This window comes from Ochrobactrum vermis (assembly GCF_002975205.1).
Classification (GTDB): domain Bacteria; phylum Pseudomonadota; class Alphaproteobacteria; order Rhizobiales; family Rhizobiaceae; genus Brucella; species Brucella vermis.
In genome coordinates this window covers 2,346,612-2,363,002 of record NZ_PCOC01000001.1, presented here as the reverse complement: position 1 = coordinate 2,363,002, position 16,391 = coordinate 2,346,612, and the positions used below count along the sequence as shown (strand labels likewise).

The following is a 16,391-nucleotide window of genomic DNA, read 5'->3' as shown; positions in this document are numbered from 1 at the left end:
CCTGAAGGTTAATGAAAATTGGACTTTCATTCATTTCGACGTGAACGAACTATCAGTAATCATTAAGACTTTCTGAAGAATCCCGCTGCCGTTGAAACAGCCTGTTGACAGCTTTTGCCAAAAGTTAACAGCCATAGCCTTTTGCGTCAGGAGAAGACAGGATAGCGGAACATCCGATTCATTATATGGTGGGCTTTTGTGTTACGATCACTATATGTTGCCGTGAACAAAAGGCGAAAACTCCGGAGTCAGCGATTCGTCGCCGATTCGTTCCAGAGTCGTTCCAATTGTTAATCAACAAGTTATTGACCGGCTGCACATCGGTCGTCGAAACGTTGGTAACTCGTCCATACTGAAACTTAACAGGAGCGCTTTCGGTGCAGGTCGTATAGTGCTATCGCAAGAACCAGCATCCAGCCCGCGACGGGCGCTTGTACCGGGAATCCGATTATTGGCATGAACCAACTCCCTGCCCATGATTTGCCGCTGACCTTGAGTGGCCGCGACGTGACTGCGGTGCTAGGGCCGACCAATACCGGCAAAACCCATCTCGCCATCGAACGAATGCTGTCGCATGGAAGCGGCATGATCGGCCTGCCGTTGCGCCTTCTGGCGCGCGAGGTCTATAGCCGCGTCGTGGAACGGGTCGGTGCGGCCAATGTCGCGCTGGTGACGGGAGAAGAAAAGATCGTGCCGCCCGGTGCGCGCTATTCCGTCTGCACGGTCGAGGCCATGCCGCGCCGCACCGACGTGGCTTTCGTGGCCATCGATGAAGTGCAATTGGCTGGTGATCTTGAGCGTGGTCATATTTTCACCGACCGCATCCTGCATTTGCGCGGGCGGCAGGAGACGCTCCTGCTTGGCGCTGCCACCATGCGCAACATTCTGGAAAAGCTCTTGCGCGGCATCAATGTGGTGACGCGTCCGCGTCTGTCGCATCTGGCCTATACCGGTTCCAAGAAGAGCACGCGCCTGCCGAACCGTTCGGCTATTGTCGCCTTTTCTGCCGATGAGGTTTATGCGATTGCGGAACTGATCCGCCGCCAGCGCGGCGGTGCTGCCGTCGTCATGGGAGCGCTCAGCCCGCGGACGCGCAATGCGCAGGTCGAGCTTTACCAGTCAGGTGATGTCGATTTTCTGGTGGCGACCGATGCCATCGGCATGGGGCTCAATCTCGATGTCGATCATGTCGCCTTCGCGCAGAACCGCAAATTCGACGGTTATCAGTTCCGCGATCTCACGCCTGCCGAAGTGGGGCAGATCGCTGGACGCGCCGGTCGACATCTGCGTGACGGTACGTTCGGCGTGACCGGGCAGGTGCATCCATTCGACGAAGAACTGGTCGAACGGGTGGAAGCGCATAATTTTGATCCGGTGAAAGTTCTGCAATGGCGCACGGCGCGTTTTGACTTTTCATCGCTCGATTCTCTGCGATATTCTCTGGAAACACCCGCACCGGTCGAAGGGTTGGCCAAAGCTTTGCCAGCCGTCGATCAACAAGCGCTTGAAAATTTGTCGAAAGACGACGAGATTGTGCGGCTCGCAAAGACACCGGCACGGATCGAGCTTTTGTGGGACGCCTGCGCGCTGCCCGACTATCGCAAGATCGCGCCGGCGCAGCATGCCGATATCATTGCAACCATCTATCAGGATCTTGTCCGCCGAGGGAGCGTCGATGAAGATTATATGAGCGAACAGGTGCGCCGCGCCGATAGCACAGAGGGGGAAATCGATACCCTGTCGCATCGGGTGGCGCAAATTCGAACCTGGACTTTCGTGTCGCATAGGCCGGGATGGCTTGCCGATCCGACACACTGGCAGGAAAAGACGCGCGAAATTGAGGACAGATTGTCCGACGCGCTGCATGAAAGGTTGACGAAACGCTTTGTAGACCGCAGGACAAGCGTGCTTATGAGGCGCCTGAGAGAGAATGCCATGCTTGAAGCAGAAATCAGCCCGGCCGGAGACGTGATTGTCGAAGGCCACAATGTCGGGCAACTGGAAGGATTCCGTTTTACCGCTGACGTTCAGGCCGAGGGGCCGGACGCCAAGGCGGTGAAGTCGGCTGCACAAAAGGCGCTGGCCGCCGAGTTTGAACGTCGTGCGGAGCGCTTTGCCGCAGCTCCCAATGGCGATTTCGCACTGGGCTCGGATGGCGTTATGCGCTGGGTTGGTTCAACGGTCGCAACGCTGGTTGCGGGCGATGAGCTGCTGAAGCCGCGCGCGGTGATCCTGGCCGACGAACAGCTTACCGGAGCGGCGCGCGACAAGGTTGCCGCGCGCATCGAACGCTTCGTAGCTCATCATATCGAAACCATTCTGAAGCCGCTCACCGATCTGGCAGCCGCCGATGCCCTGACGGGCATGACGCGCGGTCTTGCATTCCAGATCGTCGAGAATCTTGGCATTCTTCCGCGCCGCGATGTGGCAGAGGAAGTGCGTGGTCTCGATCAGGATTCGCGCGCCGCGCTTCGCCGTCTCGGCGTACGTTTCGGCGCTTATCATGTCTTCATGCCCATGCTGCTGAAGCCTGCTCCGGCTGGTCTCATCACGCTGCTCTGGGCCCTGAAGAACGATGGCCGCGAACGCGCCGGTTATGGCGATGTCGTGAATGTGCTGGCTGCCGGCCGTACCTCGGTCGTTGTCGATCCGGCTTTCGATCCGATGTTCTACCGTCTGGCAGGTTATCGTGTGCTGGGCCGTCGTGCCGTGCGCATCGATATTCTGGAACGTCTTGCCGATCTCATTCGCCCGGCGCTTGCCTGGCGTCCGGGGTCGGGCAACCGTCCGGATGGCGCTTATGATGGCGGACGCTTCATCGTTACGCCAGCCATGATGTCCATTCTCGGTGCGACGACCGACGACATGGAAGAAATCCTGAAGAGCCTTGGCTATCGTCAGGAGGCCATGGACGCGGCTGCCGTAGCAGTGAAGCTTGCCGAACTCGATGCCTTTGCAGCGGAAGCTGTCGCCAAGGAAACGGGTGTGTCGCCAGTCGCAGAAGCTGAAAAGCCAGGTGTGCCTGCGGCTGAACCTGTGCCTGCGCCGGTTGTTGCCGCCGAGGCAGAAACCGAAGCCAAGGTGGAAGAAGCCGCTCCTGTAGCAGCAGAAGCCGCACCGGCGGGTGAAACGGAAGAAGCGGCGGCTGAAGAGCCAAAGCCTGTTCTTCTATGGCGTCAGGGCCGTTTCGAGGGCCGCAACCGCAACCAGGATCAGAACCGTCAGCGTCAAAATCGCGGCAACCAGAATCGCGGTCATCAGAATCGCGGTCATCAGAACCGTGATCAGAGCGGCGAAGCGCGCAAGTCGGAAGGCGGCGCAGAACAGCAGCCGCGTAACGATCGCGGCGGCAAGCGTTTCGACAAGCAGAAGCGCCACGACGGTGACGGCAAGCGTGAAGGCTCCAAGGGCGATTTCCGTGGCGGCAATCAGCGCCAGCAGAAGCGCGATCATGGTCATCAGGGCGGCAATCAGGGCAACAAGCGCGTCGAGCAAGAACGTCCTGTGCGTATCGATCCCGATTCGCCTTTCGCCAAGCTTCTGGCTCTGAAAGAGCAGATGAAGAAGTAATATGGCCGCAGAAACGGGCGCAAGACAGCGAATCGACAAGTGGCTGTTCTTTGCGCGCGTGGTCAAATCAAGATCGCTGGCGGCGAAACTCGCCGTCGGCGGCAAGGTCCGGGTTAACCGCGACAAGATCGACCAGGCTGCTCATCAGGTAAACGTCGGCGATGTGCTGACGATTACGCTCGACCGGCGCATTGTCGTCTATAAAATACTTGCTCCGGGGGAACGCCGCGGTCCGGCTCCTGAAGCGCAACTCCTTTATGAGGATCTTACGCCACCGCCGGCATCCGCTTCCACCGTGTTGCCGGAAGCTGTCACGCCGCAGCGTGAAAGCGGAGCAGGGCGCCCGACCAAGAAAGAGCGGCGCGAAACGGATCGTTTACGCGGAAGCTAAAGTATCTCTCCCAAAACCGGGAACCGGTTCCGAGGTGAAGATATCCGCGACCACACATAGAGCGCTTGCCGTGATTCCATTGAGACAGGCCTGATTCCAGGCTGGACGCGTTGCCGCAGGCAACTTATGGCGGTGATGGAAATTGCGCTTCAAACCGTTCCGGCGAAAGCCTTTTCCACGCGAAACCCCTCAAACGAAATGCTGTTTCAGATGTGCGTGACTTCGAGACATTGCGGCGTTTGTACCCTTGTCATGGCAGGATAAAATCGTTACCTCACGCAGTGTCATAAAAGGGCATGGGCTGAGACCCGCAACCATTTCCGTGCACAGTGACTTCGTGGCGAGATATTCCAGAGCCCCGAGCCGATTGTCGGCTTGCCGGAGTATCGGCGCAAAGCTGTAGGATAGATAAGCTGCCTTTTCAGGTATTCGGGCGGCAACAGGAGTTCGACGATGACGTATGTCGTGACCGATAATTGCATTCGCTGCAAATATACGGACTGCGTCGAGGTCTGTCCGGTCGATTGCTTCTACGAAGGCGAAAACATGCTCGTCATCAATCCTGACGAGTGCATCGACTGTGGCGTATGTGAACCGGAATGCCCTGCCGAGGCGATTAGCCCCGACACTGAGCCGGGCCTCGACAAGTGGCTGGAACTGAATACGGAATATGCGGCAAAATGGCCCAATATTACCGCGAAGAAGGACGCCCTGCCGGAAGCCAAGGAAATGGACGGCGTTGCTGGCAAGCTGGACAAGTATTTCTCAGCGGAACCAGGTAGCGGCGACTAATAGCGGATCAGTATTGCAGGAAGTACTGCCAGGCTGACATGGTGTAGACGGTATTGTATAAGTATGTCCCTGTTTCAGAAGGCTTTGCGCTTCTGGAACATGCAGGTTTTGCCTGCTAAAACTGTCAGGTTGTCGAACCTTGCAGGATTGCAGGGTTTATCACTTGCTTTTTCTGCAATACAGGGGCAAAAGACGAATGAAATCACGGGAAAACGCCTATCTTTTAGGCGTGTTGAGTTGCCAGATGCGACATATTTGGCAATTTGTTGATTCTTTCGCGAAATTGTGTTAGGTTGCTTCAATAATTTCGGTGACTGGACGTCAATTCGTGGCGCTATGCGTTAATCTCTGAAAGGGCTGATCTTTAGTACCGGGCTGAATGGCACCGGGGAAGATGATTGCGATTTGGCGTCGTCCCCCTCACCGTACACCCGGTCGGTTAGTTTTGCCGTCAGATACGTTTTCAGTTCCAAGCCGATAACCAACTTCCGTGCTTCATTTCTCCGGAGCGCGGTCGAACATCATGTGTCAACCGGCGGGTCGCGCCGGGCACAACAGGGAGTATTGAAGCGTATGTCATCCCAGCAGAAAAAGTCTCCAGTAGCGCGTGGCGGTTTCAAGGCCGGTGAGGCCATCGTATATCCGGCTCATGGCGTCGGCCAGATCGTCACCATCGAAGAGCAGGAAGTGGCAGGTCACAAGCTCGAGCTTTTCGTGATCGATTTCGAAAAAGACAAGATGCGCCTGAAGGTGCCGGTTGCCAAGGCCGCTACCATCGGTATGCGCAAGCTGTCGGAGACCGACTATGTTGAGCGTGCTTTGAAGGTCGTACAGGGCCGCGCACGTGTGAAGCGCACCATGTGGTCGCGTCGCGCCCAGGAATATGATGCAAAGATCAATTCCGGCGATCTGATCTCGATCTCGGAAGTCGTTCGCGATCTTTTCCGCGCTGAGAACCAGCCGGAACAGTCCTATTCCGAGCGTCAGCTCTATGAAGCTGCCCTTGATCGTATGGCGCGCGAAATCGCTGCCGTGAACAAGCTTTCTGAAACCGAAGCTGTTCGTCTGATTGAAGCAAACCTCGCCAAGGGACCGAAGCGTGGCAAGGCCGACGCTGAAGCTGACCTCGACGATGATGAAGTAGAAGCCGCATAAGCTTTACTTCTCTTTCTTTTAAAAAGGCCCGGTTTTAGCCGGGCTTTTTTGTTTTTTGTCTTTGCCGGGAGTTCAGCACATACCCTCCTTGTGAATAGGGGGAATATTACTTGGTTAAAATTTTATTGAATTTTGCAATCAATCATTAACTCCTCCAGTCATCTTTCTGCATTGTCAGAGATTTATCCTGGGTTGGAGGGAACCTGATGGCACCTGACGCGTTCTCTCAAACACCAGTTCGTAAACGGGTTTGTTTTGCGGCGTAATCGTATTGGCCAAAGAATGGGCCTGGCGGGGAGTTTTGGGCGAGGTCGCTAGTTCGTCCAAGGGGTCTTTGTGGGACTGGCATATCCTTCCACTGAACGCCCAACGGGCGTGAGTTCAGAACAGGAGAACCAGATGAAGCAGTCATCCATGAGCAGTTCTTCCGCAGTTCCAGCCAATCGCATGCCTATGATTGCGCGTGCCCTCTCAGCAACAGCAGCCTCTTCTCAGTCAATGATCCGCAGCGCAATGTCGGCTCCCTATCTGGAGCGCGAAGAGGAACGGGACCTCGCCATCCGCTGGAAGGAACTGAAAGATCAGGAAGCACTTCACCGCATCACATCCGCCCATATGCGGCTGGTGATTTCGATGGCCGGACGTTTCCGCAAGTTTAAACTGCCGATGAACGATCTCATCCAGGAAGGTTATGTGGGCCTTCTGGAAGCCGCCGCCCGTTTCGATCCCGAACGGGAAGTACGTTTCTCGACTTATGCATCGTGGTGGATTCGTGCGTCGATGCAGGACTATATCCTGCGCAACTGGTCCATCGTGCGCGGTGGCACAAGTTCGGCGCAAAAGGCGCTGTTTTTCAATCTACGGCGGCTTCGTTCGAAACTGGCCCAGTCCGATGACAATATGACCAAGGCCGAGATGTACCGGGAAATTTCCGATCAGTTGGGTGTTTCGACAAGCGATGTCGAGATCATGGACAGCCGCCTTTCTGGCCCGGACAGTTCTCTGTCGGCACCGGTGAACAATGACGAGTCGGGCGCGTCCCGCCGTATGGATTTTCTGGTTGACGATCATCCCCTGCAGGACGAGATCGCCGAAAGCTCAATTGATATGGAGCGCCGCAATCAGTGGCTCAATGTGGCTCTCGACACGCTTAACGAGCGCGAGCTGCACATTATTCGCGAGCGGCGCCTCGACGACGACGGCGTGACGCTCGAAGCGCTGGGTGAAAAGCTCGGTATCTCCAAGGAACGGGTGCGGCAGATCGAAAGCCGTGCAATGGAGAAGCTGAAGATCGCCCTGTTGAGCCAGCACGAACTGGCAGCCTATCAGGCATAAGCCATTGCAAGCAGGACGACACAAGTAGAGGGGCCGAGCGGCTCCTTACTTTTGTGGTTCCGTAGTCTTGCCTTCAAGGCGGGACGACCAGTCCTCAACCTTGCGGTTTTCGAGGCGGCGCACTGCATAGCGCTTCCAGCTATCGGCGAGATGCGAAAGCTCCGCCATCATGGCGAGTTCTTCGTAGTTCAGTGTATCGACATAAAGCAGATGCCAGACCCGATGCAGCGTCCAGTTCGGTGAAAGGCGATCAATGAGGATCATCGAATCGCCAGTTTCCACGTTGCCTTCTTCGAGTACACGATAATACCAGCCTGTCCGTCCCGTCTTCTGGACGCGAATGGCCATATCGGCTGTTGCAAAGCGTTCGTTCAGTTTCCAGCAGGGCTGGCGCCCCTGTGAAACTTCAACAAGCGCGCTGCCGAGCCGGAACCTGTCACCTACGGCAATATTGTGTTCGTTAAGACCTGATGTGGAGATGTTTTCGCCAAAAGCACCGCGCGCGCCCAGGCGCGGATTGTCGCCGATTTCTTCACGCCAGACAGCATAATGGTCATGCGGATAATGATGGAGGGCCTTTTCCGGCCCGCCATGCACTTTCCGGTCGCCCTGCGCATCGCAGTCCAGTCCTTCGAACGTCACGCGGACCTTGCCGGTGACCGGCTGCTTGTCGATGCCGCTTGGAACGCCCCGCGGCCCGAGAGGTGTGATTTTCCCGGCAAGGACAGAATGGATAAGAGTTTCCGTCGTCATGATCTACTCGCTGATCAGCTTCACACGATCGCCGACCGAAACCGTCGCCCCCGCCGACATGGCATTGAGAAGGCGGAACAGTTCCAGCTTGCGGGTCGTGCCTTGCATACGTGCTGACAGGCTGGCCAGCGTGTCACCCGGCTTTACCGTCACGACGCGGATGCGAAGCGGCTTGATGGCGTTTTGTTCGGCTGGCGACAGCAGGCGGAAGGACTGCGTGACTGTTTGCGAAGCGGGCAGAAGGGCGTTGCTGCCTTTCGGTGCCGCCGTCAGGAAGCGATAGACCTTGTTGTTGGCTCCGATGACCACAATGTCGAACTGCCACCGGTCGGCACTGGCGCGCGCAGTCGCAGCAGGCAAGCCATTGATGGTGGTGGTCTGGATCGAACTGTCGTCAAGACCCGTTACCCAGCCGGACCGGATATAGTCGGCAAGGTCCGATCCGGCCGGAAGAGATGCGCCATCGAAACGAATGGCAACTTCTCCGGGCCCGCTTGCCATGACCGCATTGGCCGAATTGTCGATGGTGAAGCCAACCGGTGCGCGGAAGGTAACGCCGAGCTTCGGATGGATGAAGGTTTGTTCGCGGACATAACCTTCGTTGGGCGAGTCGCCGTAAAGAAGGCCATCAATACCGTTGAGGAAGGAATCGCGATCGGTCGTGCCGACACCCGGTGCGCCGATGCGGCGTGCATGGCCAAGCGCGAGCTGGATGCGCTGCGGTGTTGCCGGATGGCTTGCAAGAAAGTCGAGGCTGGCATCGGTCGCGCCCGAAACCGAACGAAAGCCCTGATAGGCTTCCATCGATTGCAGGAAACGGGCCGAAGCGAACGGATCGTAACCGGCTTCGCCAATCATCTTGATGCCGATGGCATCTGCCTGCAGCTCCTGATTACGCGAGAACTGGGCAAGCCGCAGCTTGCCGCGCAGCGCTTCTTCGCGGCTGGCTGATTCATTGTGCAGCACTTCGCTGGCGACGCGCCCGGCTATCGCCGTCTCGGCTTCCTTCTCCTGCCGGAGAATGCCGTGATTGGCGATGACATGTCCCATTTCATGGGCGATCACTGCCGCGACTTCCGAAGAATCATTGGCGAGCGCAAGCAGGCCGCGGGTGACATAGAGATAGCCGCCCGGCAATGCGAAGGCGTTGATATTAGGACTATCGAGAATGGTGATGCGATAAGTCTGGTCCGGCTTGTCGGTCACGGTCGTCAGCTTGCCGACGATCTTCGCCACCATGCGTTCAAGCCTCTGGTCCTTATATTCACCGCCATAGGTCGCGAGGATGCGTGGATGCTGTTGGGCGCCAAGCTGCGCCAGCCGGTCGTTGCGCGTTACATTGTCGACTGTGACGGGATTGTCGGAAGGCTGCAGGCCCAGATCCTTGCTGGAATTGATCGACTGGCAACCTGAAATCAGGGCGATCGCAAGCAAGCCAAGACCGATGGCTCGCTTCCGCCAATTTTGCTGCGTCCATTCTGGCAGGGAGATGGGGAGACGCAGGAAGGCCCGGGAGCGGGTCGATTGACGGAACAGTATTTTATCCTCGCTTCTGAATCAGATTGCTTGATCCGGGGCCAAATCTAGCCACAGACCTGAAAGCGTACAAGCGCACAAGAAAGCTGTAGCCGGTTCTTCCGACAGATTGCGAACAAAATATGTCCGCAACCGTAACTCTATTTGAGGCTCGGCACTGAATCCCGCTTTTCGCCGATATAGTGCCGCAGCGCTTCCGGTCCAGCCGATGAAAGCAGTTCGGCGGCAGGCCCCATGGCGGAAATTCGGCCACTGTCGAGAAATAGCAACACTGCATCGAGATAGAGCGCATCTTCAGGCGTGTGGGTTACCATGAGTACCGTCATGCCGGTTTCAAGGTGAAGCTCCCTGACCAGATCGAGCATCTGGTGCCGCAGAGCAGGACCAAGGGAGGCAAAGGCTTCGTCAAGAAGAAGAACAGGGCGCTGACGTATGAGTGCGCGGGCAATCGCCACGCGCTGGCGTTCGCCGCCCGACAGCGCCTCGGGCTTGCGCTGTTCCTTGCCTGTGAGTCCCACGCGCGACAATGCCTTCGCAATATCGGCGCGGTCTTTTGCGTTCAGCTTCAGATTGGGCGAGCGCCCGAGGCCGACATTTTGTTCAACGGTCAGATGGGCAAACAGGTTGTTTTCCTGAAATACCATCGAAACAGGCCGCTTGGCTGGTGAAAGTTCGCTGACATCGACATCGCCGATCAGGATGCAGCCGGATTGCGGAAATTCGAAACCGGCAATCAGGTTGAGAAGTGTCGACTTACCCGATCCGCTTGGCCCGACAACCGCAGCAATGACACCACTTTCTATCGTCGCATTGAAATGCATGGCCGTTTCACCATAGCTGAAACGAACGTCATCAAGGCGAATTTCGGCAGTTACATTCATAGAGAAGGCTTTTCCTTTCGGGATGCACGATCTGCGATTATCATCAGTGCGAGGCAAAGCAGCCCGAGAATGAGCGCCAGACCAGCCGCGTCGAATGTGCGATAGCTGCCCATGCGCTGCAAGAGGAGATAGGGCAGGGTCAAAAGTGCGTCACTGCCGAACAGGGCGATGGTGCCGAGGTCACCGAGAGAAAGCGCCATGGCAAAAGCGAAGGCCATGCCGAAAGGTTTGCGGATCGACGGCCAGTCGATGAGCCGGAAACGGTTGAAGCCGCGAATGCCCAACTGCGCGCAAAGCCGGTTGTGACGGCTGGCTGCCGTGTCCCATGCGGGGCGCAGAAGGCGCACGGCAAAGGGCATGGCCATCGCCGCATTGACGGTGACGACCATGAACGGTGCCATCGCAAAAGGATTGGTGAAATGGCGAAGCAGGATGAACCAGCCAGCGCCGATCACGATGGGCGGCATGACAAGGATCAGGCTGGCACCCGTATCGAAAATATTGGCGATCTTACGTTCTTTCATCGCCTCACGGGCCGATACAAGTGCAAGCGATAGAATGACCGAGAGCAGTGCTGCGGAAAAGCCGAGCGCCAGACTGGTGCCGATGGCGCGCCAGACCGTTCTCTCTGTCAGAAGCCGCACGAGATCGGCGGCGAGACCGGAGACGACTACACCTGCAATCGGCAGCGCGACATAGAGGAAGCCTGTTCCGATGATGACGATGTTTGAAATACGTTCAGCCGTGGACGCCTTGCCATAGCGTCGCGGCGTCGCGGAATGGGTGAAGCTTTCTTCGGACGGGCTACCGGTCAGACGGAGAGCCAGAAGGACAAGCAATGTCAATGCAAGCTGCGTGAAGGTGAGCGCGACAGCACGGCCCGGGTCGAAATCGAAATGCAGGCTTTGATAGATCGCAACTTCCAGCGTGGTGGCACGCGGGCCGCCGCCGAGTGTCAGCACTGTCGTGAAACTTGTCACACAGAGCATGAAGATCAGGCTGATCATACCTGGCAGATTGCGCCGGATCACAGGCCATTCGATGAGCCGGAAGCGCGCTCCATTGCCCATGCCGAGCTGTGCGGAAAGCTTCCAGTAATCGGTCGGTATAGATTCATAACCTGCCAGAATGAGACGAACTGCAAGCGGCATATTAAAGAAGATATGGGCGATCAGGATGCCCGTAATGCCGTAAATATCCGGTTGGAATGGATGTCCTGCAACTTCGGACAGATGCGCAATGAAACCGTTGCGGCCGTATATGCTGGTGACGCCGAGCACGGCAACGAGAGCTGGCAGAGCAAGCGGCAGGGCAAACAGGCGCAGAATAAGCTCGCGCCCCGGAAAGCTTGCTTCGGCATAAAGCGCGCGGGCGACCGGAACTGCAAACAACACGGAAAGCAGGCTCGAAGCGATTGCCTGCAGGATCGTGAAGCGGGCAACCCGCCACAGATAGGTGTCGAAATTGGCAGCGGCGTCGAAACCGCCGCTGCCCGCTTCGAATGCCAGCGCAACAAGTGCTCCACCGGCAAGCACGACCAGAAAGACAAGTGCCAGCACACCCGCAGCGGGCATGGCGGGGGATATGACTTTCGATCGGTGCTGTGCCGGGAAGGTCGTCATTTGCTGGTTGCTGCCAGCCATTCATCGACCCATGACTTGCGGTTTTTGGCTACTTCGTCAGAGGGAAAGAGAAGTGTCTTTTCAGGCTTCGGCATTGCGTCGAAGGCGGCTGGAAGAGTGGCGGAGGTCTTGCCTGCCGGGTACATCCAGTTGGTTTCAGGAATTACATCCTGGAAGCCGGGGCCGGTCATGAATGCCAGAAACTTTTGCGCCAGAGGATTTTTTGCGCCGGTTGTGGTTTGGGCGGCAAGCTCGATCTGGAGATAATTGCCTTCCGGATAGGCCAAAGCCTTATAGCGCTCCGTCTTTTCCGCGATCATGTGATAGGCGGGCGACGTCGTGTAGGACAGAACCATCGGAGCTTCGCCCTTGGTGAAGAGACCATAGGCTTCCGACCAGCCAGGCGTGACGGTGAGGATGCGCTTTTGCAGTTTCTGCCAGGCTGCTTCCGCTTCGTCGCCATAGACTGATTTCATCCAGAGCAGCATGCCGAGCCCTGGTGTGGATGTGCGTGGATCCTGCAGCACGATCTTCTGGGAAGGGTCGCCTTCGACCAGCTCCTTCAGGCTCTTTGGAGGATTGGGCAGCTTTTCTGAATCGTAGACCACGGCGAAATAGCCATAATCATAGGGAACGAAGATATCATCCCTGAAGCCGCCCGGAACGCTCACATTGCTCTGGTCGATGCTGCTTGGAGCAAAAAAGCCGGTAGCACGCGCTTCGGTCGTCAGATTGGTATCGAGACCGAGAACGATATCGGCTTTGGTATTGCTGCCTTCGAGTTTGAGACGGTTGAGCAGCGCGACACCGTCGGCGGATGCAATCCAGTCAACTTCGCAGTCGCACTCCTTCTCGAAGTTCTCCTTGACCTTCGGGCCAGGGCCCCATTCGGAAACGAAACTGTCATAGGTATAGACGGTGAGCTTGTCTTTCGCCTGCGCTGAAGGCGCGAGAGCGAGGGCTGCGGAAAATGAAAAAGCCAGCAAAGATAACAGCCGCATCACGGCACTTCCTTTCTTTTATTACAAGAGGATTGAGCGCCGTTTTATGGAGCGTCTAATCCCTCCGCCGGTGCAAACCGGATCAGGTTCAGCGGGTTGGCCGGGATTGCGGCCTCTCAGCCATCCGCGAAAGCAGATGGCACCCCGTTAGAGCGGTTGCGACAATAATCTTTCGCAACAGGAAGGGCAATAATGTTTCGGTGGATTGCAATGCTAGAGAATGCGGGCTTCCGGCGGGGATTTGCCCGTGTTATGAGCGGCTTATGAGCACATTCGTCATTCTCCTAGGCGGCGATCTGGTCGTGACCGATCGCCTGAAACGCCAAATTGCAGGTGCGCGTATTCTCGCTGCCGATAGCGGGATCCGGCATGCTGCCGCTCTTGGTGTCGAACCGGAATTGTGGCTTGGCGATTTCGATTCGGCTTCTGTCGAACTGCGCGCGCAATATAAACACGTGCCGCAAAAGACGTTCCCCTCCGCCAAGGACATGACGGACGGAGAACTGGCCCTTGAGGAGGCCTATATGCGGGGGGCGGATCGGGTGATCCTTTGCGGAGCCTTTGGCGGACAACGCACCGACCACACGCTTCTGCATCTGACCATGGCGACAGCGCAGGCCGCAAAAGGGCGAAACGTGCTTCTGTCCAGCGGTTCCGAGGAAGCCTGGCCCTTGCCGCCTGGAGATTATGTTTATGACTTTCCGAACGGAACGCCGTTCAGTGTGATTAATTTCAGCACTGTTGAAGGCCTTTCGATCACAAATGCGGAGTGGCCGTTAGATAATGTGACACTACCGTTCGGCTCTTCATGGACGGTTTCTAATGTAGTTCGTGGAACACTTCGTGTTGCTGCGCATTCTGGACTGGCGATACTTATCGCCAACTTGGCGATGGAGGAAACACCGCGCTGAGTCCGCTAACCTTATCAATCGAAAGAGCTTGACGCTGGCAGGCGAAACGTATTGTAAATGGGCCAAGCGGGTGTCATCTGCTTTACGCCGAAATTGGGGACGCAAAGTCGGTGATTAGTTCAACTCTTGTAGGAGATGTTTCAATGAAGTCACGTCTTACGATGATTGCTGTTGCCGGCGTGCTCGCGTTCTCGACGGCCGCATGCACGACGAATGAACAGCGCACGGCCGGTTACGGCGTTGGTGGCGCAGCACTCGGTGCTCTCGCCGGTGGCGCAATTGGCGGCAATGGCCGTGGCGCTCTTGCCGGTGCCGCTATCGGCGGTGTTGCCGGTACGCTCCTCGGTGCAGCCCAGACGCGCAATGGCACGCAGTATTGCCGTTATCGCGATCCGTATGGCCGCGTCTACGAAGCACCTTGCCAGTAATAGCTGGGCAAACAATATAGCGACTGATGCAATTCAGTCGGAGAACAGGTCGGGGAAACCCGGCCTGTTTGTTTTTCACGGGTCTTTTCTTGCCGTTCCATTTGACAGAACGGCTTTTGTCGCGGACAAGCAGGGCGGAATTTTCAATCCTGTTTATCGACGAGAACCATGGCACCACCACTCCTTCGCCTCGACCAGATCAAGCTCACCTTTGGAGGCACGCCGCTTCTGGAGGATGCCAGCCTTTCGGTGAGCGAAGGCGACCGCATCGCGCTGGTCGGGCGCAATGGTTCCGGCAAATCCACGCTTCTGAAGATTGCCGCCGGTATGGTGGAAGCGACATCGGGCGAAGTTTTCAAGCATCCGGGTGCGACCGTTCGCTATTTGCCGCAAGTTCCGGACATGGATGGCTTTGCCAATGTGCGCGCTTATGTGGAAGCAGGGTTGGGGCCCGCCGACGATCCGCATCGCGTCACCTATCTCCTTGAACATTTAGGGCTGACCGGTGAGGAAAAGCCGGATCATCTGTCCGGTGGCGAGGCGCGCCGCGCCGCCCTGGCGCGGGTGATCGCGCCGCAGCCTGATGTTCTGCTGCTGGACGAACCGACCAACCATCTGGATCTGACCACCATCGAGTGGCTGGAAGGCGAGCTGCGCCAGATTCGCTCCGCTATCGTGCTGATCTCACACGATCGTCGCTTTCTGGAGAATGTCAGCCGGGCGACGGTCTGGCTGGATCGTGGCATTACGCGGCGTCTTGAACAAGGGTTCGCTCATTTCGAGGAATGGCGCGACAAGGTTCTGGAAGAGGAAGAGCGCGACCATCACAAGCTCGGGCGCCAGATTGCGCGTGAGGAGCACTGGTTGCGTTATGGCGTTACCGCCCGCCGCAAGCGCAATATGCGCCGTCTCGGCGAACTGCATTCGATGCGTGCTGATTTTCGCAATCATCGCAAGGCGCAGGGAACGGCTGTACTGACCGCCAGCGATTCCAAGGAATCCGGCAAGCTGGTGATCGAAGCCAAGGGGCTGAGCAAGGCCTATGGCGACCGCGTGCTGGTCAAGGATTTCTCGACACGTGTGCAGCGCGGGGATCGTATTGGTTTCGTCGGTCCGAACGGCGCCGGAAAGACGACGCTCCTGTCGCTTTTGACTGGCAAGCTTGAACCGGATTCAGGAACCTTGCGGCTTGGCGTCAATCTCGAAATGGCCGAACTCGACCAGAAACGCGAAAGCCTCAACCTGGATGAGACACTGGCGCACTACCTGACGGACGGGCGGGGCGAAAGCCTGGTCGTCAACGGCGAACAGCGGCATGTCGTTTCCTATATGAAGGATTTCCTGTTTCAGCCCGAACAGGCACGCACGCCCATTCGCGAGCTCTCCGGTGGCGAACGTGCCCGGCTGATGCTGGCCCGTGTTCTGTCGCGGCCCGCCAACCTGCTTATCCTCGATGAGCCGACCAACGATCTCGATATGGAAACACTCGATCTGCTGCAGGAGCTGGTCGCTGGTTTTCCCGGCACGGTCATTCTGGTCAGCCACGACCGCGATTTTCTGGATCGCACCGTGACGTCGGTGATTGCGCCGGAAGGGGACGGGCGCTGGCTCGAATATGCAGGCGGCTACGCCGACATGATGGCGCAGCGCAAGGAACAGGCGCTGGCACGCCGCAACGTCAAAACAGCGACTGCCCGCACTGATGGCAAGAGCGATGACAGTGGGGAGGAGGCTTCCCAGCCGAAGCGCGAGGAAAAGCGCAAGCTCTCTTACAAGCAGAAGTTCGCGCTGGAAACGCTGCCGGGCAAGATGGACGCTCTCGGGAAGGAAATCACGACGCTGGAGGGCAAACTTGCCGATCCGCAGCTTTATGCCAAGGATCCCACGCTCTTTGCCAAGACGGCTGATCTGCTTGAGAAAAAGCGCTCCGAAAATGCCGCCATGGAAGAAGAATGGCTGGAGCTGGAAATGCTGCGAGAGGAAATCGAAGGGTAAAGTTACCCTTCGATGCTTCGA

Annotated in this window: 13 protein-coding genes and 1 riboswitch; of the genes, 8 read left to right on the top strand and 5 right to left on the bottom strand. The window is 57.2% G+C overall.

The window, feature by feature from the left end; genetic code table 11:
- Positions 1-456: 456 nt before the first annotated feature.
- From CQZ93_RS11750 to CQZ93_RS11725, 5 genes are all read left to right on the top strand, one after another.
- Positions 457-3,570: a helicase-related protein gene (locus tag CQZ93_RS11750; RefSeq protein WP_105542710.1), complete on the top strand. Its 3,114-nt coding sequence runs from the start codon at positions 457-459 to the stop codon at positions 3,568-3,570.
- Between the two features lies 1 nt (position 3,571).
- Positions 3,572-3,961, top strand: a complete 390-nt coding sequence (locus CQZ93_RS11745) for an RNA-binding S4 domain-containing protein (RefSeq protein ID WP_105542709.1) — start codon at positions 3,572-3,574, stop codon at positions 3,959-3,961.
- 453 nt (positions 3,962-4,414) lie between these two features.
- Complete coding sequence (gene fdxA / locus CQZ93_RS11735) at positions 4,415-4,753, top strand: ferredoxin FdxA (protein ID WP_105542707.1); 339 nt, start codon at positions 4,415-4,417, stop codon at positions 4,751-4,753.
- Positions 4,754-5,326: 573 nt separating this feature from the next.
- Positions 5,327-5,908, top strand: a complete 582-nt coding sequence (locus tag CQZ93_RS11730) for a CarD family transcriptional regulator (RefSeq protein WP_105542706.1) — start codon at positions 5,327-5,329, stop codon at positions 5,906-5,908.
- A 399-nt stretch (positions 5,909-6,307) separates the two neighbouring features.
- Positions 6,308-7,243 (top strand): RNA polymerase factor sigma-32, encoded by a 936-nt coding sequence (locus tag CQZ93_RS11725; protein ID WP_105542705.1) that lies wholly within the window; start codon positions 6,308-6,310, stop codon positions 7,241-7,243.
- Positions 7,244-7,288: 45 nt separating this feature from the next.
- Here the strand turns inward: CQZ93_RS11725 and CQZ93_RS11720 are convergent, their stop codons facing one another.
- The 5 genes from CQZ93_RS11720 to thiB form a co-directional block, all read right to left on the bottom strand.
- Entirely contained in the window at positions 7,289-7,996 is a 708-nt protein-coding gene (locus CQZ93_RS11720; protein ID WP_105542704.1) for an MOSC domain-containing protein, read from the bottom strand.
- A gap of 3 nt (positions 7,997-7,999) precedes the next feature.
- Positions 8,000-9,481 carry a cell division protease CdlP gene (gene cdlP, locus CQZ93_RS11715; RefSeq protein WP_105542703.1) on the bottom strand — a complete coding sequence of 494 codons (1,482 nt, stop codon included), beginning with the start codon at positions 9,479-9,481 and terminating at the stop codon, positions 8,000-8,002.
- A gap of 191 nt (positions 9,482-9,672) precedes the next feature.
- Positions 9,673-10,413, bottom strand: a complete 741-nt coding sequence (gene thiQ / locus CQZ93_RS11710) for a thiamine ABC transporter ATP-binding protein (protein ID WP_105542702.1) — start codon at positions 10,411-10,413, stop codon at positions 9,673-9,675.
- On the bottom strand, positions 10,410-12,035 hold the full coding sequence (gene thiP / locus CQZ93_RS11705) for a thiamine/thiamine pyrophosphate ABC transporter permease ThiP (protein ID WP_105543283.1): 1,626 nt from the start codon (positions 12,033-12,035) through the stop codon (positions 10,410-10,412). Before thiP ends, thiQ begins: the two co-directional genes overlap by 4 nt.
- On the bottom strand, positions 12,032-13,036 hold the full coding sequence (gene thiB / locus CQZ93_RS11700; protein ID WP_105542701.1) for a thiamine ABC transporter substrate binding subunit: 1,005 nt from the start codon (positions 13,034-13,036) through the stop codon (positions 12,032-12,034). The genes thiP and thiB overlap by 4 nt, the downstream gene beginning before the upstream one ends.
- Before the next feature lie 42 nt (positions 13,037-13,078).
- Positions 13,079-13,193: riboswitch (TPP riboswitch) on the bottom strand.
- A gap of 106 nt (positions 13,194-13,299) precedes the next feature.
- On the opposite strand from thiB, the gene CQZ93_RS11695 reads away from it, so the two are divergent.
- The 3 genes from CQZ93_RS11695 (at position 13,300) to CQZ93_RS11680 (ending at position 16,370) form a co-directional block, all read left to right on the top strand.
- Positions 13,300-13,947 (top strand): thiamine diphosphokinase, encoded by a 648-nt coding sequence (locus CQZ93_RS11695; RefSeq protein WP_105542700.1) that lies wholly within the window; start codon positions 13,300-13,302, stop codon positions 13,945-13,947.
- Between the two features lie 143 nt (positions 13,948-14,090).
- On the top strand, positions 14,091-14,375 hold the full coding sequence (locus CQZ93_RS11690) for a YMGG-like glycine zipper-containing protein (RefSeq protein WP_010661429.1): 285 nt from the start codon (positions 14,091-14,093) through the stop codon (positions 14,373-14,375).
- A gap of 168 nt (positions 14,376-14,543) precedes the next feature.
- Positions 14,544-16,370 carry an ABC-F family ATP-binding cassette domain-containing protein gene (locus CQZ93_RS11680; protein ID WP_105542699.1) on the top strand — a complete coding sequence of 609 codons (1,827 nt, stop codon included), beginning with the start codon at positions 14,544-14,546 and terminating at the stop codon, positions 16,368-16,370.
- Positions 16,371-16,391 lie beyond the last annotated feature (21 nt).